Annotated in this window: 20 protein-coding genes; 18 read left to right on the forward strand and 2 right to left on the reverse strand. The window is 27.7% G+C overall.

The window, feature by feature from the left end; genetic code table 11:
* The first annotated feature begins 398 nt into the window (after nucleotides 1-398).
* The 9 genes from TVTCOM_RS08995 (at nucleotide 399) to TVTCOM_RS09035 (ending at nucleotide 10,216) form a co-directional block, all read left to right on the forward strand.
* On the forward strand, nucleotides 399-1,250 hold the full coding sequence (locus TVTCOM_RS08995; RefSeq protein WP_434799730.1) for a macro domain-containing protein: 852 nt from the start codon (nucleotides 399-401) through the stop codon (nucleotides 1,248-1,250).
* Between the two features lie 117 nt (nucleotides 1,251-1,367).
* Nucleotides 1,368-2,012, forward strand: coding sequence for a vWA domain-containing protein (locus TVTCOM_RS09000; RefSeq protein ID WP_434799492.1), 645 nt, complete (start codon nucleotides 1,368-1,370; stop codon nucleotides 2,010-2,012).
* 123 nt (nucleotides 2,013-2,135) lie between these two features.
* The gene (locus TVTCOM_RS09005) at nucleotides 2,136-3,632 is read left to right on the forward strand and encodes an IS1182 family transposase (protein WP_434799493.1); all 1,497 of its coding nucleotides are present in this window, start codon (nucleotides 2,136-2,138) and stop codon (nucleotides 3,630-3,632) included.
* Between the two features lie 122 nt (nucleotides 3,633-3,754).
* Nucleotides 3,755-4,153, forward strand: coding sequence for a YbhB/YbcL family Raf kinase inhibitor-like protein (locus TVTCOM_RS09010; RefSeq protein ID WP_434799731.1), 399 nt, complete (start codon nucleotides 3,755-3,757; stop codon nucleotides 4,151-4,153).
* Nucleotides 4,154-4,596: 443 nt separating this feature from the next.
* Nucleotides 4,597-5,937 carry an MFS transporter gene (locus tag TVTCOM_RS09015; RefSeq protein WP_434799494.1) on the forward strand — a complete coding sequence of 447 codons (1,341 nt, stop codon included), beginning with the start codon at nucleotides 4,597-4,599 and terminating at the stop codon, nucleotides 5,935-5,937.
* Between the two features lie 267 nt (nucleotides 5,938-6,204).
* Entirely contained in the window at nucleotides 6,205-6,924 is a 720-nt protein-coding gene (locus TVTCOM_RS09020) for an MBL fold metallo-hydrolase (RefSeq protein ID WP_434799495.1), read from the forward strand.
* 220 nt (nucleotides 6,925-7,144) lie between these two features.
* Nucleotides 7,145-8,092 carry a hypothetical protein gene (locus tag TVTCOM_RS09025; RefSeq protein ID WP_434799496.1) on the forward strand — a complete coding sequence of 316 codons (948 nt, stop codon included), beginning with the start codon at nucleotides 7,145-7,147 and terminating at the stop codon, nucleotides 8,090-8,092.
* A gap of 384 nt (nucleotides 8,093-8,476) precedes the next feature.
* The gene (gene pepV / locus TVTCOM_RS09030; protein ID WP_434799497.1) at nucleotides 8,477-9,826 is read left to right on the forward strand and encodes a dipeptidase PepV; all 1,350 of its coding nucleotides are present in this window, start codon (nucleotides 8,477-8,479) and stop codon (nucleotides 9,824-9,826) included.
* Nucleotides 9,827-9,973: 147 nt separating this feature from the next.
* The gene (locus TVTCOM_RS09035) at nucleotides 9,974-10,216 is read left to right on the forward strand and encodes a hypothetical protein (RefSeq protein ID WP_434799498.1); all 243 of its coding nucleotides are present in this window, start codon (nucleotides 9,974-9,976) and stop codon (nucleotides 10,214-10,216) included.
* 247 nt (nucleotides 10,217-10,463) lie between these two features.
* Here TVTCOM_RS09035 and TVTCOM_RS09040 read toward each other — a convergent pair whose 3' ends face one another.
* Both TVTCOM_RS09040 and TVTCOM_RS09045 read right to left on the reverse strand, forming a co-directional pair.
* Complete coding sequence (locus tag TVTCOM_RS09040; protein ID WP_434799499.1) at nucleotides 10,464-10,589, reverse strand: QVPTGV class sortase B protein-sorting domain-containing protein; 126 nt, start codon at nucleotides 10,587-10,589, stop codon at nucleotides 10,464-10,466.
* 1 nt (nucleotide 10,590) lies between these two features.
* Entirely contained in the window at nucleotides 10,591-10,716 is a 126-nt protein-coding gene (locus TVTCOM_RS09045; protein WP_434799500.1) for a DarT1-associated NADAR antitoxin family protein, read from the reverse strand.
* Between the two features lie 346 nt (nucleotides 10,717-11,062).
* Between TVTCOM_RS09045 and TVTCOM_RS09050 the strand changes: the two genes are divergently transcribed.
* From TVTCOM_RS09050 to TVTCOM_RS09090, 9 genes are all read left to right on the forward strand, one after another.
* Entirely contained in the window at nucleotides 11,063-12,322 is a 1,260-nt protein-coding gene (locus TVTCOM_RS09050) for a Gfo/Idh/MocA family protein (RefSeq protein WP_434799501.1), read from the forward strand.
* 176 nt (nucleotides 12,323-12,498) lie between these two features.
* Nucleotides 12,499-12,750: a DUF4160 domain-containing protein gene (locus TVTCOM_RS09055; protein ID WP_434799502.1), complete on the forward strand. Its 252-nt coding sequence runs from the start codon at nucleotides 12,499-12,501 to the stop codon at nucleotides 12,748-12,750.
* A gap of 11 nt (nucleotides 12,751-12,761) precedes the next feature.
* A complete protein-coding gene (locus TVTCOM_RS09060) occupies nucleotides 12,762-13,007 on the forward strand; it encodes a DUF2442 domain-containing protein (protein ID WP_228108138.1) in 246 nt (81 codons plus the stop codon).
* A 239-nt stretch (nucleotides 13,008-13,246) separates the two neighbouring features.
* Nucleotides 13,247-13,615: an Rpn family recombination-promoting nuclease/putative transposase gene (locus tag TVTCOM_RS09065; protein WP_434799503.1), complete on the forward strand. Its 369-nt coding sequence runs from the start codon at nucleotides 13,247-13,249 to the stop codon at nucleotides 13,613-13,615.
* Nucleotides 13,616-13,707: 92 nt separating this feature from the next.
* Complete coding sequence (istA, locus tag TVTCOM_RS09070) at nucleotides 13,708-14,928, forward strand: IS21 family transposase (RefSeq protein WP_434799708.1); 1,221 nt, start codon at nucleotides 13,708-13,710, stop codon at nucleotides 14,926-14,928.
* Complete coding sequence (gene istB, locus TVTCOM_RS09075; RefSeq protein ID WP_316719004.1) at nucleotides 14,921-15,688, forward strand: IS21-like element helper ATPase IstB; 768 nt, start codon at nucleotides 14,921-14,923, stop codon at nucleotides 15,686-15,688. The genes istA and istB overlap by 8 nt, the downstream gene beginning before the upstream one ends.
* 70 nt (nucleotides 15,689-15,758) lie before the next feature.
* Nucleotides 15,759-16,298: an Rpn family recombination-promoting nuclease/putative transposase gene (locus TVTCOM_RS09080; protein ID WP_434799504.1), complete on the forward strand. Its 540-nt coding sequence runs from the start codon at nucleotides 15,759-15,761 to the stop codon at nucleotides 16,296-16,298.
* A 300-nt stretch (nucleotides 16,299-16,598) separates the two neighbouring features.
* Nucleotides 16,599-17,117 carry a hypothetical protein gene (locus tag TVTCOM_RS09085; protein ID WP_434799505.1) on the forward strand — a complete coding sequence of 173 codons (519 nt, stop codon included), beginning with the start codon at nucleotides 16,599-16,601 and terminating at the stop codon, nucleotides 17,115-17,117.
* A 156-nt stretch (nucleotides 17,118-17,273) separates the two neighbouring features.
* Entirely contained in the window at nucleotides 17,274-17,459 is a 186-nt protein-coding gene (locus tag TVTCOM_RS09090) for a hypothetical protein (protein ID WP_434799506.1), read from the forward strand.
* Nucleotides 17,460-17,687 lie beyond the last annotated feature (228 nt).

Genomic DNA, 17,687 nt, shown 5'->3' on the forward strand with positions numbered 1-17,687 from the left:
TAAAAAACAGGTGTAGATATGGAAATTATATATGAGGATAAAAAAATTTTATTAACTGACAATTCTGATAAAAATTTTGTTAGAAAACTTAAATGTGAAGATTTAGAAGGTATTACCTAAAATCAGGTAGTACCTTTTTGTAATATAAACTATTTAAAATACAAATAAGTTTATATTTATACAGAACTTGAAAATGAACCTATTGTGCTATAATTTAGGCAAGAACTTTATATGGAGGTAGTACAATGCCATTTCAGATTTTACATAATGACATTACAAACATGAATACAGATGCCATAGTAAATGCTGCCAACTCTAAACTTCGAATGGGTGGATGAGTTTGTGGTGCAATTTTTAAGGCAGCAGGTGAGACACAATTACAAAAAGAGTGTGAACAAATAAGGCCCTGTCCAGTAGGTCATGCTGTTATTACAAAGGGATATAATCTTAAAGCCAAATATATTATTCATACTGTAGGACCTATATATAAAGATGGAAATTCAAATGAAGCTAAGTTTCTTAAAAGTGCATATGAAACATCATTGAAGCTGGCAAAGGATTATAATTTGAAGTCCATAGCATTTCCTTTAATATCTTCTGGTATTTATGGATATCCCAAAAAAGAAGCATTAAATATAGCGGTTTCAACTATTAAAGAGTTTTTAACTGACAATGATATGGATATTTATCTTGTAGTTTTTGATAGAAAAGCTGTACATTTAAGTGAAGAATTATATGAGGGAATTCAACATTATATTGATGATTTTTATGAAGATGAGGATTATAGATTAAGAGATAGAGATATAATAGAAATGGAAGAAATTTCTCATAATGATTGTTATATAGAGAAATCAACAAATAAAATAATATCTTTTAATAAGAGATCCTTAGAAAATATTTTGGATAATATTGATGAAAGTTTTTCACAAATGTTATTAAGACTTATTGATGAAAAAGGAAAAACTGATGTACAAGTTTATAAAAAAGCTAATATGGATAGAAAATTATTTTCTAAAATACGAAGTAATAAAGACTATAATCCTAAAAAATCAACAGCTTTATCCTTGGCTATAGGTCTAGAACTATCTCTGGATGAAACGAAGGATTTATTAGCAAAAGCGGGATATACCTTATCTCCAAGTCACAAGTTTGATTTAATAGTAGAGTATTTTATAAAAAACAAAAACTATGATATATTCATAATAAATGAAGCTTTGTTCTCTTTTGAACAGCCTTTATTAGCAACCTAAAAATATATGTCGCTTTTAAAGCGACCAAGTATCTCCTTAAAAAAAGTATTCTATATTTAAAGATAAAAGTTAGTTATAAATTTTTAATATGGAATATATTTCAAGGAGGTATTTTTTATGGAAAATAATTTAACAGAGGTTGTGTTTATATTAGATAGAAGTGGGTCAATGTCAGGTCTGGAAGATGACACCATAGGTGGATTCAACTCAATGCTTAAGAAACAAAGAGAAGAAGATGGAGAAGCCAATGTTACTACAGTTTTGTTTGATGATAAAATAGAAATGTTACACAAAAGAGTTAATATTAAAGAAATTAAAAACATTACAAGTAAGGATTATTATGTAAGGGGATGTACGGCTCTTTTAGATGGCATAGGTCATTCTATTAATTTTATGATAAATGTGCAGAAAAATAAAAAAGAAGAAAAAGCTAAAAATGTTTTGTTTATTATAACTACAGATGGATATGAAAATGCTAGTAACGAGTATTCTTATGAAAAGATTAAAAAAATGATTACTTATGAAAAAGAAAAGTATAATTGGCAATTCTTATTTTTAGGAGCAAATATAGATGCAATTTCAACAGCTAGAAATTTTGGTATATCAGAAGAATTTGCCTCTAATTATGTAAGTGATGAAGTTGGCACACAGATTACTTATGAAGTTATGAACTCTGTAATTTCAAACTGTAGAGTAAATGGGGTTGTAGATACAAGTTGGAAGAGCAGAGTGGAAGAAGATTATGAAATGAGGAAAGAATAAACTTTATAAACAAATTTAGCAACAATGACTTCGTCATTGTAAGACCCCCAGCAGGTTGTGCGAAAAGTCCCTAAATATGCTACTATCACAGTATAAATATCATATTTTAGGGAGGAAAATATCATGAACTATATCCAAGGAGAAAAAAGAGAACAAATCAGAATGGAATCTATAGAATCTTACGTTGAAGAAGAGAGCGAAGTAAGAGTTATAGATGCAATAATTGATAAAATGGATATAGAGTCATTAGGGTTCAAAGTTGCAAAGAACAATACAACTGGAAGGCCAGCATTTAATCCAAGAGATTTATTAAAGTTATATACTTACGGATATTTCAATGGTATAAGATCATCTCGTAAATTAGCCCAAAACTGCATAATAAACAGAGAGGTTATATGGTTATTAAAGGATTTAAAACCTAAATATAGAGTAATAAGTGATTTTAGAAAAGATAATATAGATGCATTAGAAGGATTATTCAATAACTTTGTACTTTATTGCATGGAATTAGGATTATACGGAAAAGAACTAATAGCAATAGATGGTACAAAGCTAGAAGCATCAGCATCAAAAAGAAAACATTATAGTAGAAACAAATTGGATAAAATGAAAGAAATTGTTAAATCAAATGTAAAAGAATATTTCCATGATATGAGTATGATAGATAAATCAGAGGATGATTATGAAGAGCAATGTAATCAGATTAGAGCTAATATAAAAAAGCAAACTGAAAAATTAGATTACTATCTAGAATTAGAAAATAAAATGGATGAATTAGGAGAAAATGAAATTAATTTAACAGACTCAGATGCAAGAACAGTAAAATTTGGTGCCCATCAAGGTACTGATGTGGGATACAATGTTCAAGCTGTTGTTGATGCTAAAAATAAGTTAATAACTACATTTGAGGTAAGTAATTTTTCTGCAGATCAAGGTCAATTATATAATATGGCAAGCAAGGCAAAAGAAATTTATGATGTTGATATACTAGAAGCACTAGCTGATAAAGGTTACTTTGATAGTAGTGATATAGCTAAATGTGATGATGCGGATATAGTAACATATGTATCTAAACCTGTATATTCCAATCAAATTGGAGATAGTAGATATTTTACTCATAAATTTAAATATAATAAAGATAGTGATACATATACCTGTCCCGAAGGAAAAACTTTATTTCTAATAACAAAGAAAGCTGACGCACAAAAGAAAGAATATAGAAATAGTGATGCATGTAATGAATGTGTCAATAGATGTAAATGTACAAAAGCTAAATCGGGTAGATCAATTTTTAGAAATGAGTTTAGTGATAATGTTGATAACTTAATTTCCAGAGTTGAAAATGATAAAAATAAATATTCACAAAGAAAATCTATAGTAGAACACCCCTTTGGAACGATTAAAAGAAGTATGAATTTTACTTATTTATTACTTCGAAATTTGACCAAAGTCAAGGGTGAAGTTAGTCTTGCCTTCTTTTCATACAATTTGAAAAGAGTGATTAATATTCTAGGTGTTAAAGCACTCATAGAGTCTTTATTTAGTAATTTAGATAAAATAATAGGTGAATTAAATGTTTATTTTTACAATCTAATTCACCTATCATATATAAATGTGTAGTTTATGCACAACCTGCCGGGGGAAATTCTGAGACACGCAGTGGCTCAGTTGCTATCGTTTTTGAGTTATCAAGCCCTGCTTTTAAGGATGGAGGTAAAATACCTGTAAAATACACGAAACTTATTGGAGGTGAAAATCTATCACCAGAACTAAGGTGGACGACTCCACCTATAGGAACAAAGCAGCTGATGTTAGTAATGGAAGATATAGATGCTCCGTTTAAAGAGCCTAATTTACATATGATAGCTTTTTTTGAACCGGGGATATGCAGTCTTTCAGAAGGAATACTAGTAGCTGAGAACGAAAGCATAAAGTATATACCTGACAGGAAAGGAAGAGTAGAATATCAGAGACCAAGACCTTTTCCAGGGCATGGAAAACATAATTATTTATTTCATTTGTATGCATTGAATAAAACTATTGACATAGACCAAAAGTATGTGAATTTTGAACAAGTATTACCATTGCTTAATGAACATGTGGTAGGAAGAGCTCATTTAAAAGGTATTCAAATCGCTTAGGGATATAATATTGTTTATTAAAAAGATAAAGTATTAAAATAATACAAGATATATTCGTATTAAACAAAGATGAATTTTATACGGAACAAGCCATTTAATGTCTCCGTGTAATCGAATACAATCTATGAATATCCAATTACATAGAGTATAGGTTTAACGGAGAACAACCATAGCCTATCCCCTTGGAGGATAGGAACGAACAGCTTGAAAGAGAGCTGTATTTTTAATGCCATAAACAACTAATTCTTTATACTTGGCTACGATGGATATATCTGAAAAGTGGACTCAAAAACCTTTATTATTTTCCTCTGCATCCATCTAACTCATTACTTATATTTTTCACTGAGATTAACTTACCATTTCTAATGTTTAGCTTTAGCTTAATAACTAATATCCAAAGTAAAGTTTTTAACATAAGTCCTCAAAACTTCGCTTATAATTATATGAAAAAAATTACAATATGTACTATAATTAAAAGTGAAAATTCTTACATATTGAAAAATAAACAGAAAAATGGGGTGGAGATTATAGTAGTTGTAAATAAATGTAAAAATTATAACAAAATAAAATGGAGTATGTGGAGTATCTTAACTTTTTCATTTATACTAGTGCTTTTTCTTAGAATGTCAACAGCAGTAATATCAGATAATATGTCAAAGGAATTAGGATTTAATTCAGTACAAATATCTAACATAGTATCTATGGCTTTGTATGCATATGCATTTATGCAAATACCATCAGGACTACTTATAGATAAATATGGAACTAGAAAGATTGCTAGTATAGGTATTATAACTGCTGGAATTGGAGCCATCTTATTTGGATTTATACAAACACCAATACTTGCATATATATCTAGATTAATGGTAGGTGCAGGAGGTTCTGTTATTTTGTTATCACTTTTCAAAATACAAGGAAGTTGGTTTGAAAAAGAAGAGTTCTCCTCTGCAACGGCTAAGTTTTCATTTATAGGTAATTTAGGCTCAGTGTTGGCAACATTTCCTTTAGTATTTTTAAATCAATTAATAGGTTGGAGAAACTCTTTTATTTTAATTGGAACTTTAACTGTTATAGCAGGTATATCTATTTATTTAATAATAAGAAATACCCCTGCTGATTTAGGATTTGAATTGATAAATGATGAAGATGAAGATGATGATGAAAAAATAAATATTTTAGAAGGTTTAGGATCTGTATTAAAAAATAAAGCCACATGGTACAATTCTACAATTATGTTTTCATTAGTAGGTATTTCCACTGCATTTACTAGTTTATGGGGAATATCTTATATTATGGATGTATATGGTGTAAGTAAAAGTATGGCTGCATTTATTGTTTCATTCTTTGCATATGGATTTGTATTTGGTTCAATGATAATGGATTTTTTATTTAAAAAAGTTAAGGGCAGTAAATTTAGAATTATAGAAATAGGGGCAACTATAAATTTAGTGGTTTGGATATTTATAATACTTATATGTAATGTAAAACCACCTATAATAATTTTACCTGTGGCCTTTTTTGTAATTGGAAGTATTAATATGTCTCATTTACAAGCTTTTAATGATGTTAAATATAAAAATAAACAACAATATTCTGGTGTATCAACTAGTATAGTCAATACATCTGAGTTTGTTGGAAGTGGCCTTATAAACTTGTTAATAGGATTTGTAATTATGTCTAATAATTCTGATATGGTACATGGTTATAAATACGGTTTTATGATATTTATTATTTTAAGTGTTGTTACTATAATCGCTTCTCGTATAGGTTTGAAGAATGATTAATCAATATCTTTATATGAGAATATGTCAACCTAATTATCTTAAGAAGTATCATTATTGTATTTAAAAATAATATTAAGATTATATGGAATTGTGGGTATGATTCTTGTGAATTATCTCCACCATTCAAATCCACGAAAACCATATTGATGAAGTAGTCAATATGGTTTTTAATTTTATGATAATATAAATTAAAAAAGGAAGTGTGTAAATGTTTAATAAATCAAAAATGATTATAGAAAAAAGATTATTAATTATGGAGGGATTAAGATGAATAAATTAAATGTACTAGAAGTTAATTTTGAATTTAATGGAATGATAGATACAATATACCCAGTTATATTAAGTGATGATAAAGAAATGATTTTAATTGATTGTGGATATCCTGATTTTTTAACATCAATAGAAGAATGTGCAACTAAAAATAATATAGATTTAAGTAATTTGACAAAGTTAATCATAACTCATCATGATTTTGATCATATGGGATCAGCAGCTGATTTAAAGTCAAAGTATCCAAATATTCAGATATTAGCTTCATTAAAAGATGAAAAATATATTAGTGGAAAAGAAAAGTCTTTAAGACTTCAACAAGCCGAGTCAATATATGATAATTTGCCAGAAGAACTAAAAGAGGGAGCACTTAATTTTCATAAATTATTAGAATCAATAGATAATGTTGATATAGATATAACCTTAAACGATGGTGATACATTCGACTGGTGTGGTGGTATAGAGATAATTGAAACGCCAGGTCATATGCCAGGACACATATCGATTTATGTAAAGGAAAGTAGAACATTGATAGCAGGAGATGCTTTAGTGATAGAGGATGAAAAACTAGCCATTGCAAATCCACAGTATACATTAAATATGAGAGAGGCTAAAAAATCTATAAATAAATTACTAAATTATAATATTGATAAAGTAATATGTTATCATGGAGGAATATATCAATCGGAGATAAAGAATTCACTTGAGAAAATTTAATTATTAGTGATAAAAAGGGGCTGTCTAAATAGAATGTGTAAATTATGTTAGTATTATAATATAATAAAGTTCGTAATTGTTATATAATGCGAAGTAAATATTATGGTTATTTGGTATGTTTACAAAAATATCTGCTTTAGAAGATACTTTAACATTAAAAGATAGATACAATTATTGTGATACAATATAGTTATATATGTTAAATTCAAGGAGTGATTTAATGAAAATAAAAAATTCCGTAGAAAGATATGTAACTAAAATGAAAAAATTTAATTGGGAGTTAAAATGTAAAAATAATGAAAATCTAATATTTGAAAAGTGTAAATCTGAAAGCAAAACAGGTAGAAAGTTTGCAAAAGATGATTTATTTAGAATCATAACTTTATTTTTTTTAATTCCACTATTTTGTTTTCAAGCTTATAAATTATATGCAAACTTTTTTATTGATACTGTATGTTCAAAAGTTATGTTAACAACATTTATTCTATTAATTATTGCAATAATTTGTTTATTCATTGAAATTATAGAAAATATCTACTCATATACTAAATTCAAAATTGACAACTCTAGTGAAAAATCAATTTATACAATTCCCATAAAAAGAATTAAATTAAAAGCTCACATAGCAACCATTGAGATATTATCAATGATAACAATAGTTTTAGTGTTGAGTGTAATTACTACAGGATTTAATGATTATGGATACAAGACAATATCAAATACTGATATTCCCATAAAATTAACAGATTTAAATAAAGAGGTTAAAGGCAAATCTGAGAATAGCTTAACTGTATCTTCGAGTTTCTTAGGTAAAAATATTAGTATAGAGGAATGTATATATAATAAAAAAGAAGAAAATGGTGCTGTGACTACGGATACACAAGCTTATATGAACATAGAAATTTTTACAAGCGATTATAATTGGGTCTTAGAAAAAGGGTTTAAAAGTATTTATAAACAAAGAAGTTACTTTTATAATTTAGAAGAATTTAATCATGGAGAAGAATTGAAATATTGGAAGGCTAAAAAATTATATATTACTGATTTTACAGAGCGTATTTTGGTATATGATAATATGATTATAGATGTATGTGCAGATATAGATTTTACTAAAGAGAATATAGAAATAATATTGAAAATGTGTGAAGAAGTAAAAAATTATAATTAATATAAAATAGACAAATATCATTTATAATGGAGAAAAAATTAATTATAAGTGAACAATATTAAGATAATACGAACTTGAGAGTAGTTTAGTAAAGTAACATAAAAAACACATCCATTTACTTAGTAAGCAGATGGATGTGTTTTTTAGTGATGTAAAAGAAGCTGGGAAAATATTTTAAGTATAAAAGCTAAAAATGCCATTCCATTGACTTTTGACTAGATTGAGAACTATAATAAATTGTATTTTATTATACAATAGCTAACATAATACCTATGAGCAGCATTTATTATTATAAGAATTTCACTTAAGTTATACAAAAAGAAAGATAAAAATACTTATTAAATGAAATAAAATATGATTATTTTATGAAAGAAGGCATAAGAAATGAATAATAAATTAAATGAAATAGTTGAAAAAAACAGTAAAGAATTAATCAAAGCCGTACAAGATATGGTTAAAATTAAAAGTGTAAAAGATATACCTAAAAAAGGAATGCCATTTGGTGAAGGAGTATGTAAAGCCCTTAATAAACAACTTGAGATTGCTGAAAAACTAGGGTTTAAAGTAACCAATGTAGACAATTATTATGGATATGCAGAATATGGTGAAGGGGAAGAATACGTTTGTGCTCTTGGTCATTTAGATGTAGTTCCAGAGGGAGAAGGATGGCAATATGCACCTTATTCTGGTGAGATAGTTGATGATAAATTATGGGGAAGAGGTACTGTTGATGATAAAGGACCTATAAATGCAGCCTTGTTTGCATTAGCAGCACTTAAAGAATCTGGGTTTAAGCCTTCTAAGAAAATTAGAATTATCTTTGGATGTGATGAAGAATCAGGTAGTGAAGATATGGAGTATTATAATGAAAGAGAAAAAGCACCTATTTACGGATTTACACCAGATGCTGATTTTCCAGCAATTTATGGTGAAAAAGGAATTCTTCGTTTTGTACTAACTACTCCATTTGATTTGACAGGTGGTTCAAACATTAAGAGTATAGCTGGTGGAATTGTGGTAAATGCTGTTCCTGATAAAGCTGAAGCTATTATTATTGGAAAAACGTGCAAAGATACAGAAAACATTACATGCAAAGAGAATGCTGATGGAAGCGTAATTGTATCAGCTAAGGGCATTCCTGCTCATGGAAGCATACCATATGAAGGTAAAAATGCTATTGGCATATTAATTAAATATTTAGTAGATAATAATCTTGTTGAAGGTAAAGAAGGAAAAAAACTTGCATTTATACGTAAGTATTTATGTGATGGAACTTTTGGAGCTGAGCTTGGCATAGATATGGAAGATGAAACAGGGCCATTAACAATAAATATGGGCATTATAGATGTTGTAGATGGAAAACTTCGTCTACATATGGACCTAAGATACCCATGCACAAAGACTGATAAAGGAATATTGGAAACTTTCTTAACTAAGTTACAAGGATTTGATGTAGAGAATGTGGAAAATGCAAAACCACTTTATGTGAGTAAGGAAAGTAGACTCATAAAGACTGTAACAGATGTATATAGTGAATTTTACGATGGAGATAGTACTGCTACTGCAATTGGTGGAGGAACTTATGCAAAACACCTTGATAATATAGTAGCATTTGGTCCATGTATTCCAGGAGAGGAACTTGTGGAACATACTAATCATGAATATATAAAAATAGATAGTCTGATAACTTTGGCTAAAATATATGCCAATGCACTTGAGTTACTTTCAAAGTAATGTATTTGAGATAATATAGTTAGCAAATTGAAGGTTACATATTACCAAACAAAAATATCAACATTAGTATATTCCATAAATTGGTAGATTACATATCTATAATACTATATAATAATAAGTGAAATAAAATATGGAGGAATAAGCAAAATGGGGATACATTTTTCAGAAGAAGTTGTGGAATTACTTAACTCAGGAAGGATTGAGGAAGAAAATTTAAATGATGCTATAAAAAAATATGTAAATGAAATAATTGCAGCAGGATTCTCTGGTAAAATAAACCACGATAAAGATACGGGTAGAATGCTTAATCTTGGAAATATACAATTAATTGCAATGACAATTACTGAAATGAAAACTATTTATATACGTACTTATGATGAAATTATGTAAAATAAGTAGTAAATTTAAAATATATTATTTTTGCTGACTTATACACTAGGAAGTATTTATTATTAGATTTTTCTTAAAATAGAAACTATACACAAGGATAATGCTATAAATCAACAAAGTAAAAAACTAAAAAATGATAATTCTATTTTATTAGGTAAATTAGCATATAAATAATAGGATACCAGCATTGGTATCCTATTTTACAATATCTTAAAATTACAAGTATGGTGTTCTGTTCAATAAAATATTACTTTTTATTCTTTAATTTTTTATATAAATAAACTCCTCCACCTATAGTTACTATGCTTAAAGCTATATAAATAAAAGTTGTAGATATGCCAAAGGCATAACAAGTGCTATTTGCTAATTCCATATTAAATCTCCCTTTTTTTATTTATATTAATTGCACTTAATTTTACACCTAATTCATTTGGTGATTTCGTAGATATTTCTAATATATTATCATTTGTACTTACTCTAAAAACTTTTCTTACAGCCATATTTACCTCCAATAATCATAGTCAAATCTATATTTGAATAAGTTATCATTAATATGTAAATTAAAAGTGCTATTATATCTTCTTTTGATATCAGTAGGAATAAATCCTTAAAAATTTATACTCCTTTAGAATAAATTATAATATTTACAATAATGTAAAAAACACATTTCAACCATATTGTGACAATGAGTTTAGATAAGAATAATAAATTGTTCAATTTCTAAATAAAACTTAAGGCGAAAATATTAATTAAAAGCTTAAATTTTCCTCATTTTAATTATGTTTACATGAATATATAAATAGAAGGAAACAATTACCTCTAAAACAAATCAAGGGTGGAGATAATATGAAAAAAATATCAGTTGCTGTAATAGGATCAGGCTCAAGGGGAATGAATGCCTACGCACCCTATCTATTGGAAAACCCAAACCTAGGACAAATAGTAGCAGTAGCAGAACCAAACCAAGAAAAAAGAAACAACTTTAAAAATAGATACAACACAGAAGAAGAAAATACATTCACATCATATGAAGAACTCCTATCAAAACCAAAATTAGCAGACGCAATAATAATAGCCAACAGCGATGAATCCCACTTTGAACCAGCTAAAATTGCACTAGAAAAAGGATATCATATCCTACTAGAAAAACCCATGTCAAATAAACTAGAAGAAGTAATCAAACTAGGACAACTTGCAAAAAAACACAAAGACCAAGTATTTATGATATGTCATGTGCTAAGATATACGCCCTTTTTCAGTGAGTTAAAAAGAATAATAGACAGCAAAGAATTAGGCAACCTTATAAGCATACAACACAATGAAAATATAGGATATTACCATTTTGCACATAGCTATACACGTGGAAACTGGAGAAATAGCAATGAAACAAGTCCCCTAATATTGGCTAAAAGCTGTCATGATATGGATATATTATTATGGTTAACAGGGAAAAGTTGCAAATACATATCTTCCTTTGGAAGCCTAAGTCATATGAAAGAAGAAAATTTCAAAGAAAACATGGCAAATAAATGTGTAGACTGTAAAGCTGAGAGAGCGTGTCCTTATAGTGCAAAGAAAATATATTTAGAAGATGATGTACTAAATGCATCTTTATATGCAGTGGATGCCAATCCTACAAAAGAAAATTTGGCAAAAGCAATAACTACTGGTCCCTATGGAAGATGTGTATACAAATGTGATAATAACGTAGTAGATCATATGGTAAGTATATTGGAGTTCGAAGACAATATAACTGCTACTTTCAACCTATCTGCATTTACCAAGGATTGCACAAGAACTATAAAGCTTATGTTTTCCCATGGAGAAGTGGGTGGGGATTTTCACAAGAATGTAATAGAGGTGCATAAATTTGGAGATAACCAACACACAGTAATTCATCCTAAGGTGATAAAAAGTGGTCACGGTGGAGGAGATTTTAAACTAATGGAGGAATTTGTGAAAGCAGTAAGCTTAAATAACAAGGAAGTAAAAACTAGTGCAATTACTTCCGTGGAAAGTCATGTAATGGCATTTGCAGGTGAATACTCCAGATTAAATCATGAAGTGGTTAATGTGGAAAAGTTCTGGAACAATAAAATAAAATGAAGTTATTTTACAATTGGAAAATAATTTAACACTATGTATAATATAATAAAGTTCGTAATTGTTATATAATGCGAAAGTAAATTGTATTATGATATGTTTTTAATTATAATACATTAGTGTATAATATAGTAAGTAGTTTAAATAAGGAAATGTTGATTAAAATGCCAACGATAAGTATGTTTTACGGAATAATAATTAGAATGTACTGTGCTCCAAAAGAACACGCACCATCACATTTTCATGCATATTACCAAAATGAAGTTGCTGTAATAGATATAAAAACATGTGAACTAATAGATGGTAAATTACCTAAAAAACAACTTAGATTAGTTCTTGCTTGGGCAGAACTACATCAAGATGAATTATTAGCAAATTGGGAAATAGCTATGAATAGTGAACTACCATTTAAAATAGAACCGTTAAAGTAAGGGGTGATTATATGTATTTAGCTGTTAAAGATGTTAAGGCAATAGATAATTATAAATTAATATTAACTTTTGAAAATAAAGAAGTTAAGTTATTTGATATGAACCCATATCTAAATCAGGGGATATTTAAAGACTTAAAAGATGAAAATTTATTTAAAGCAGTTAAAGTAAGCTTTGATTCTATAGAATGGCCAAATGAAGCAGATATAGACCCAGAAACATTATATGAAGATAGTATTCCATATAATAATAACTAATAGGTAATACCCTTAGTATCTAATCCATTGATTCTAGGGGTATTTTTACGTTAATTAAAGTACGCAATTTTAATATATTATGAAACAAGGTATAGGAGCATGTGCTCCTATCTTTTTTAAGTATAAAGTCATAAGTAGATATAAAAAATATTAAAAGTAATTAAATAATAAATTGAATACAAACATACGTTCTTGTATATAATTAAGATAAATATGACAAATATTCTCAGGAGGAGCGTATGAATAAATTATTAAGCCCCAAAAACGATGTAGTCTTTCAAAAACTATTTGGAGTAAAGCAACATGAGAAAATACTAATAAGTTTCCTAAACTCAATATTAGAACCATCAGGCAATGACAGAATAAAAAGTCTCACGTTTGAGGAAAAAACTTTAGATGTATCATTGATAGCCAGTGAAAAATTAAGCATACTAGATATAAGGGTTATAACAGAAAGTAATGTAAACATAAATGTAGAAATACAACTTATAAATCAGTATAATATGATAAAGAGAACTTTTTACTATATGTCAAAAATGCTTTTAAAACAGTTAGTAAAAGGAGATAATTATAAGGATTTGAACAAAACAATTACTATAAATATGTAAATGATACTATATAGATGTACATAAAATGGAATATAAAAATGTACAAAATTATACAAATTTCTGCTATCCTTATCCCGGGAGGGATAGCCATGATTTTAAATTTAATAGGACAAATTAATATAATTAAATCAATGAATTTTAAACCAAATTACTCTGAATTAGCCAGAGAGCATGGAATTGATAGAAGAACAGTGAAAAAATACTATGATGGATATGAAGGTAAACCACAAACTAGAAATAAATCTAGCAAATTAGATCAATACTTAGAAGAAATCAAATTAAAACTTTCAATAAAAGGAATTACAGCAAAGGCTGTATACGAATATTTTTTAGACAAGAATTATGACATTGGATCTTATTCAAATTTTATCAAATATATCAAATCAAAAAATTTAAAACCAACTAAAAAAATAAAAGGACATCCTAGATTTGAAACTCCACCTGGAAAACAAGCGCAAGTAGATTGGAAAGAAGATTTAAAATTAGTATCAAAAAATAATGAAGAATTTATAATAAATGTATTTAACTATAAACTTGGAAATTCTAGATACTGCCATTTTGAATATAGAAATACAAAAACTCAGCAAGATGTATTTGAGTGCCTAATATCATCATTTAAAGCTACCGGAGGTATCCCTTCAGAACTTTTATTTGATAATATGAGTACAGTTGTTGATATTACGGGTAATAAAAGAAAAATTAATAATAAAATGAAAGCATTCGCTTCAGACTTTGGTTTTAATATTAGCCTTTGTAAGCCCCGCCATTCTTATACGAAGGGAAAAGTAGAGTCAGCAAATAAGTTTATTGAATGGTTACTTGCATATAATTATGAATTTGAAACTGAAGAAGATTTAATTCAAATATTAAAAAATATAAATAAAAAAGTAAATCAATCAGCAAACCAGACAACAGGGCTACCGCCTATACTTTTATTTCAAAAAGAAAAGGAATACTTACAGCCTTTACCTAGTAATTCAATAATTGAATCATATATAAACCAAAGGTTGACCGCCAACGTTCATAAAGATTCTCTGATAAATTACAAGAATAGCAAGTATTCCGTCCCTAGCAAATATATAAATAAAACTGTAACTTTGAAAGTTATTGATAACAAGTTACATATATATTTTAGCACAGATTTAATAGCTATTCATGACATAACAAATAAAAAAATGAATTATAATGAAGAGCATTATAAAGAATTAATATCTCCGTATATAAAAAATTCTAACGACATTGATGATATTGCAAGGGATAATTTAAACCAACTAGATTATTTACTTAATGTTAATGGAGGAGAATATGAGTAATTATGTAAAACTACTTAATAATCTTGAAGAATTGTCACTAAATAATATAAAACTTAATTTAGATAAGTATATTGAAATGATTAATAGTCATGAAAAAAGTTTAGTAGATGCACTTTATGAATTAAGCAATCTAGAAATAAACTCCAAACAAGAAAGAGCTAAAACAGCTTGTGTAAAAGTTGCAAACTTTCCATTTATTAAAACTCTAGAAGACTTTGATTTCACATTTCAACCAGCAGTAAATAAACAAGAAATTTTAGATTTAGCTACGCTTAGATTCATAGAGAATAATGAAAATATATTATTTGTAGGAACATCCGGAGTTGGCAAGACACATCTTGCTACCTCCATTGGAATCAAAAGTGCCACAAATAGATACTCTACATATTTTATACCTTTTCAAGAATTGATTCAACAGCTTAAAAGGGCGTTAGCTGAGAATAGATTAGACGCTAGGCTTAAACATTTTTCAAAATACAAAGTTTTAATTATTGATGAAATTGGATATTTGCCAATAGATACTGATGCTGCCAATCTGTTTTTTCAGCTAATTTCAAGAAGATATGAAAAACATTGTACTATAATAACTACTAATTCTAATTTTTCAAAATGGAGTGAAATCTTTGGATCTCCAGCTATAGCTAATGCTATTTTAGATAGGTTACTTCATCATTCTCATATTATTTCTATAAAAGGTCCATCATATAGGTTAAAGTCTAAACTTAATTATTTAGATAGTTCTTCTTCAGGTAATTCTTAAAAGTATATTTTTTGTACATAATTATTTTCCTCTTTTTATACAAATATATATTGCAATTTACATAAATATAGTGGATTTTAATTGTATAGATAATGAAAGCTTTAAAAGTTGTTTTCATTTTTATGAAGACACAACTAAAAAAATATTAAGTGATATTTTGGAAATTCATTTTATTGAATTACCTAAATTTAATGAAACAGAAAAAGATTATTGTGATAAATTACATAAATGGTTAACCTTCTTGATAAATCCAGAAGGAAAGGAGATGGATCTATTGAAAAAAGAAGATAATGAGATAAAGGAAGCTATGGATATACTTTATCAAATAAGTGGAGATAAAGAGTTAGTCCAATTGGCAGAAATTAGAGATAAAGCAATACGAGATGAAAATGATAGATTAGAAGGTTCTAGAGAAGAGGGACGAAAAGAAGGTGTAAAAGAAGGACAAAAAGAAGGTATAAAACAAGGTATAAAACAAGGTGTAGAAAAGGAAAAAATAGATACTGTATTAAGGTTAAATAGTCTTGGCTTATCAATAGAACAAATTGCTAAAGGTGTAGAATTAACTAATGAACAAGTTAAAGATATATTAGATAAAAAGTCAAATTAATTCTTATAAGAAAAAGGTATTACCTAAAACTAGGCAATGCCTTTTTTATGCAAAAAACAGTGGCTTAGGAATAATAGAATACGAATAGATATAGTGGTAAAGAGTATCTATTAAGAACCTAAATTAAAAGAATTTTATAACACAAGCTAATGACGTTAAATGACCATTGGCTTGTGTTATAATTATTTTAGTAAGTTATTGGAAAATATAGCCTAATAAATTCCAATTTATAGAGCCGATTTGGTGAACAGTAGTTATAAATTGTGAAGTAAATATTATTTATATTTTGCGAGGTATGATATGAAAAAGAATAGTATTAAATTATACAACTTGATTTTCCCAATATGGCTTTTATGGTTGATACCAATTACCTGGGTTGTAGTTTTACCAGCAAACTTTCTTATAGATTTGCTTGTAGTTGTGTTAACAATGAAATATCTAAAGGTACAAGATATTAAGATGAATGCCAAGTCTGTAATTTTTAAAGTTTGGATATTTGGTTTTATAGCTGACTTTATTGGCACGGCATCAATGTTTATGGCGAATGTAATTGATTTTAATTATGAAACACAATTAGGAAAATGGTGGTATAACAATATCTCAAATGCTGTTAGTTATAATGCGTTTGAAAGCATCTATTCTGTATTGTGGGTAACAGTGTGTGTGATAATAACCGCATTTTTAATTTATTTATTCAACTATAAGTTCTGTCTAAAAGAATCAAATTTAGACAATGAACAGAAGAAAAAACTTGCTCTGTCATTGGCTATATTTACAGCACCATATTTGTTCTATCTTCCTACAGTTTGGTTTTTCTAAAGAGTATGAGCAAAATCTTTACATTTCAAATTCCAATTTATAGAGTAGATTTGGTGAATAGTTGTTATATAATGCGAATGAGACAATGGAGGAGGGGAGCTTTTTGAAAAAATATTTTTATATACAATATCAATATTAAGTATAATTTGTATGCTAATGGGATTCTTTCTAAAAAAAGAAATACTACTTGCTTTTGGATTCTACTTGCATTTTATTGATGCAACATATGTTGCTTTAGAAGAGTATAAAAGTTCTAATAACATTACATTTAGAACAATACTATATCCAACAGGTATTGTGATGTTAACAGTTATTATATTATATCAATGGGTGTTTATTTAATTATTTTTAATAAGTTATTTAATAGAAAAGAAGAATAAATTTAATATCATACGGGGATGAAATGTGAATATAGTTATATTTAAAAATAAATGATTAAAAGGTATGCACAAAAATGTGTATGCCTTTTTAAATTGCACAAGTTTTACTACTTATACATACTTACGACTTAATGCTGTTAAAAAAATTAATTATAACTTATTTACAATAAACTTTATATAAAAAGGGTGG

The organism is Terrisporobacter vanillatitrophus (genome assembly GCF_051148895.1).
GTDB lineage: Bacteria > Bacillota > Clostridia > Peptostreptococcales > Peptostreptococcaceae > Terrisporobacter > Terrisporobacter vanillatitrophus.

Coding starts and splice junctions, on each gene's coding strand:
- TVTCOM_RS09000 (WP_434799492.1), top strand. CDS start 1,368: ATGGAAAATAATTTAACAGAGGTTGTGTTTATATTAGATAGAAGTGGG.
- TVTCOM_RS09005 (WP_434799493.1), top strand. CDS start 2,136: ATGAACTATATCCAAGGAGAAAAAAGAGAACAAATCAGAATGGAATCT.
- TVTCOM_RS09015 (WP_434799494.1), top strand. CDS start 4,597: ATGAAAAAAATTACAATATGTACTATAATTAAAAGTGAAAATTCTTAC.
- TVTCOM_RS09020 (WP_434799495.1), top strand. CDS start 6,205: ATGAATAAATTAAATGTACTAGAAGTTAATTTTGAATTTAATGGAATG.
- TVTCOM_RS09025 (WP_434799496.1), top strand. CDS start 7,145: ATGAAAATAAAAAATTCCGTAGAAAGATATGTAACTAAAATGAAAAAA.
- pepV (WP_434799497.1), top strand. CDS start 8,477: ATGAATAATAAATTAAATGAAATAGTTGAAAAAAACAGTAAAGAATTA.
- TVTCOM_RS09035 (WP_434799498.1), top strand. CDS start 9,974: ATGGGGATACATTTTTCAGAAGAAGTTGTGGAATTACTTAACTCAGGA.
- TVTCOM_RS09040 (WP_434799499.1), bottom strand. CDS start 10,589: ATGGAATTAGCAAATAGCACTTGTTATGCCTTTGGCATATCTACAACT.
- TVTCOM_RS09045 (WP_434799500.1), bottom strand. CDS start 10,716: ATGGCTGTAAGAAAAGTTTTTAGAGTAAGTACAAATGATAATATATTA.
- TVTCOM_RS09050 (WP_434799501.1), top strand. CDS start 11,063: ATGAAAAAAATATCAGTTGCTGTAATAGGATCAGGCTCAAGGGGAATG.
- TVTCOM_RS09055 (WP_434799502.1), top strand. CDS start 12,499: ATGTTTTACGGAATAATAATTAGAATGTACTGTGCTCCAAAAGAACAC.
- TVTCOM_RS09060 (WP_228108138.1), top strand. CDS start 12,762: ATGTATTTAGCTGTTAAAGATGTTAAGGCAATAGATAATTATAAATTA.
- TVTCOM_RS09065 (WP_434799503.1), top strand. CDS start 13,247: ATGAATAAATTATTAAGCCCCAAAAACGATGTAGTCTTTCAAAAACTA.
- istB (WP_316719004.1), top strand. CDS start 14,921: ATGAGTAATTATGTAAAACTACTTAATAATCTTGAAGAATTGTCACTA.
- TVTCOM_RS09085 (WP_434799505.1), top strand. CDS start 16,599: ATGAAAAAGAATAGTATTAAATTATACAACTTGATTTTCCCAATATGG.
- TVTCOM_RS09090 (WP_434799506.1), top strand. CDS start 17,274: ATGGGATTCTTTCTAAAAAAAGAAATACTACTTGCTTTTGGATTCTAC.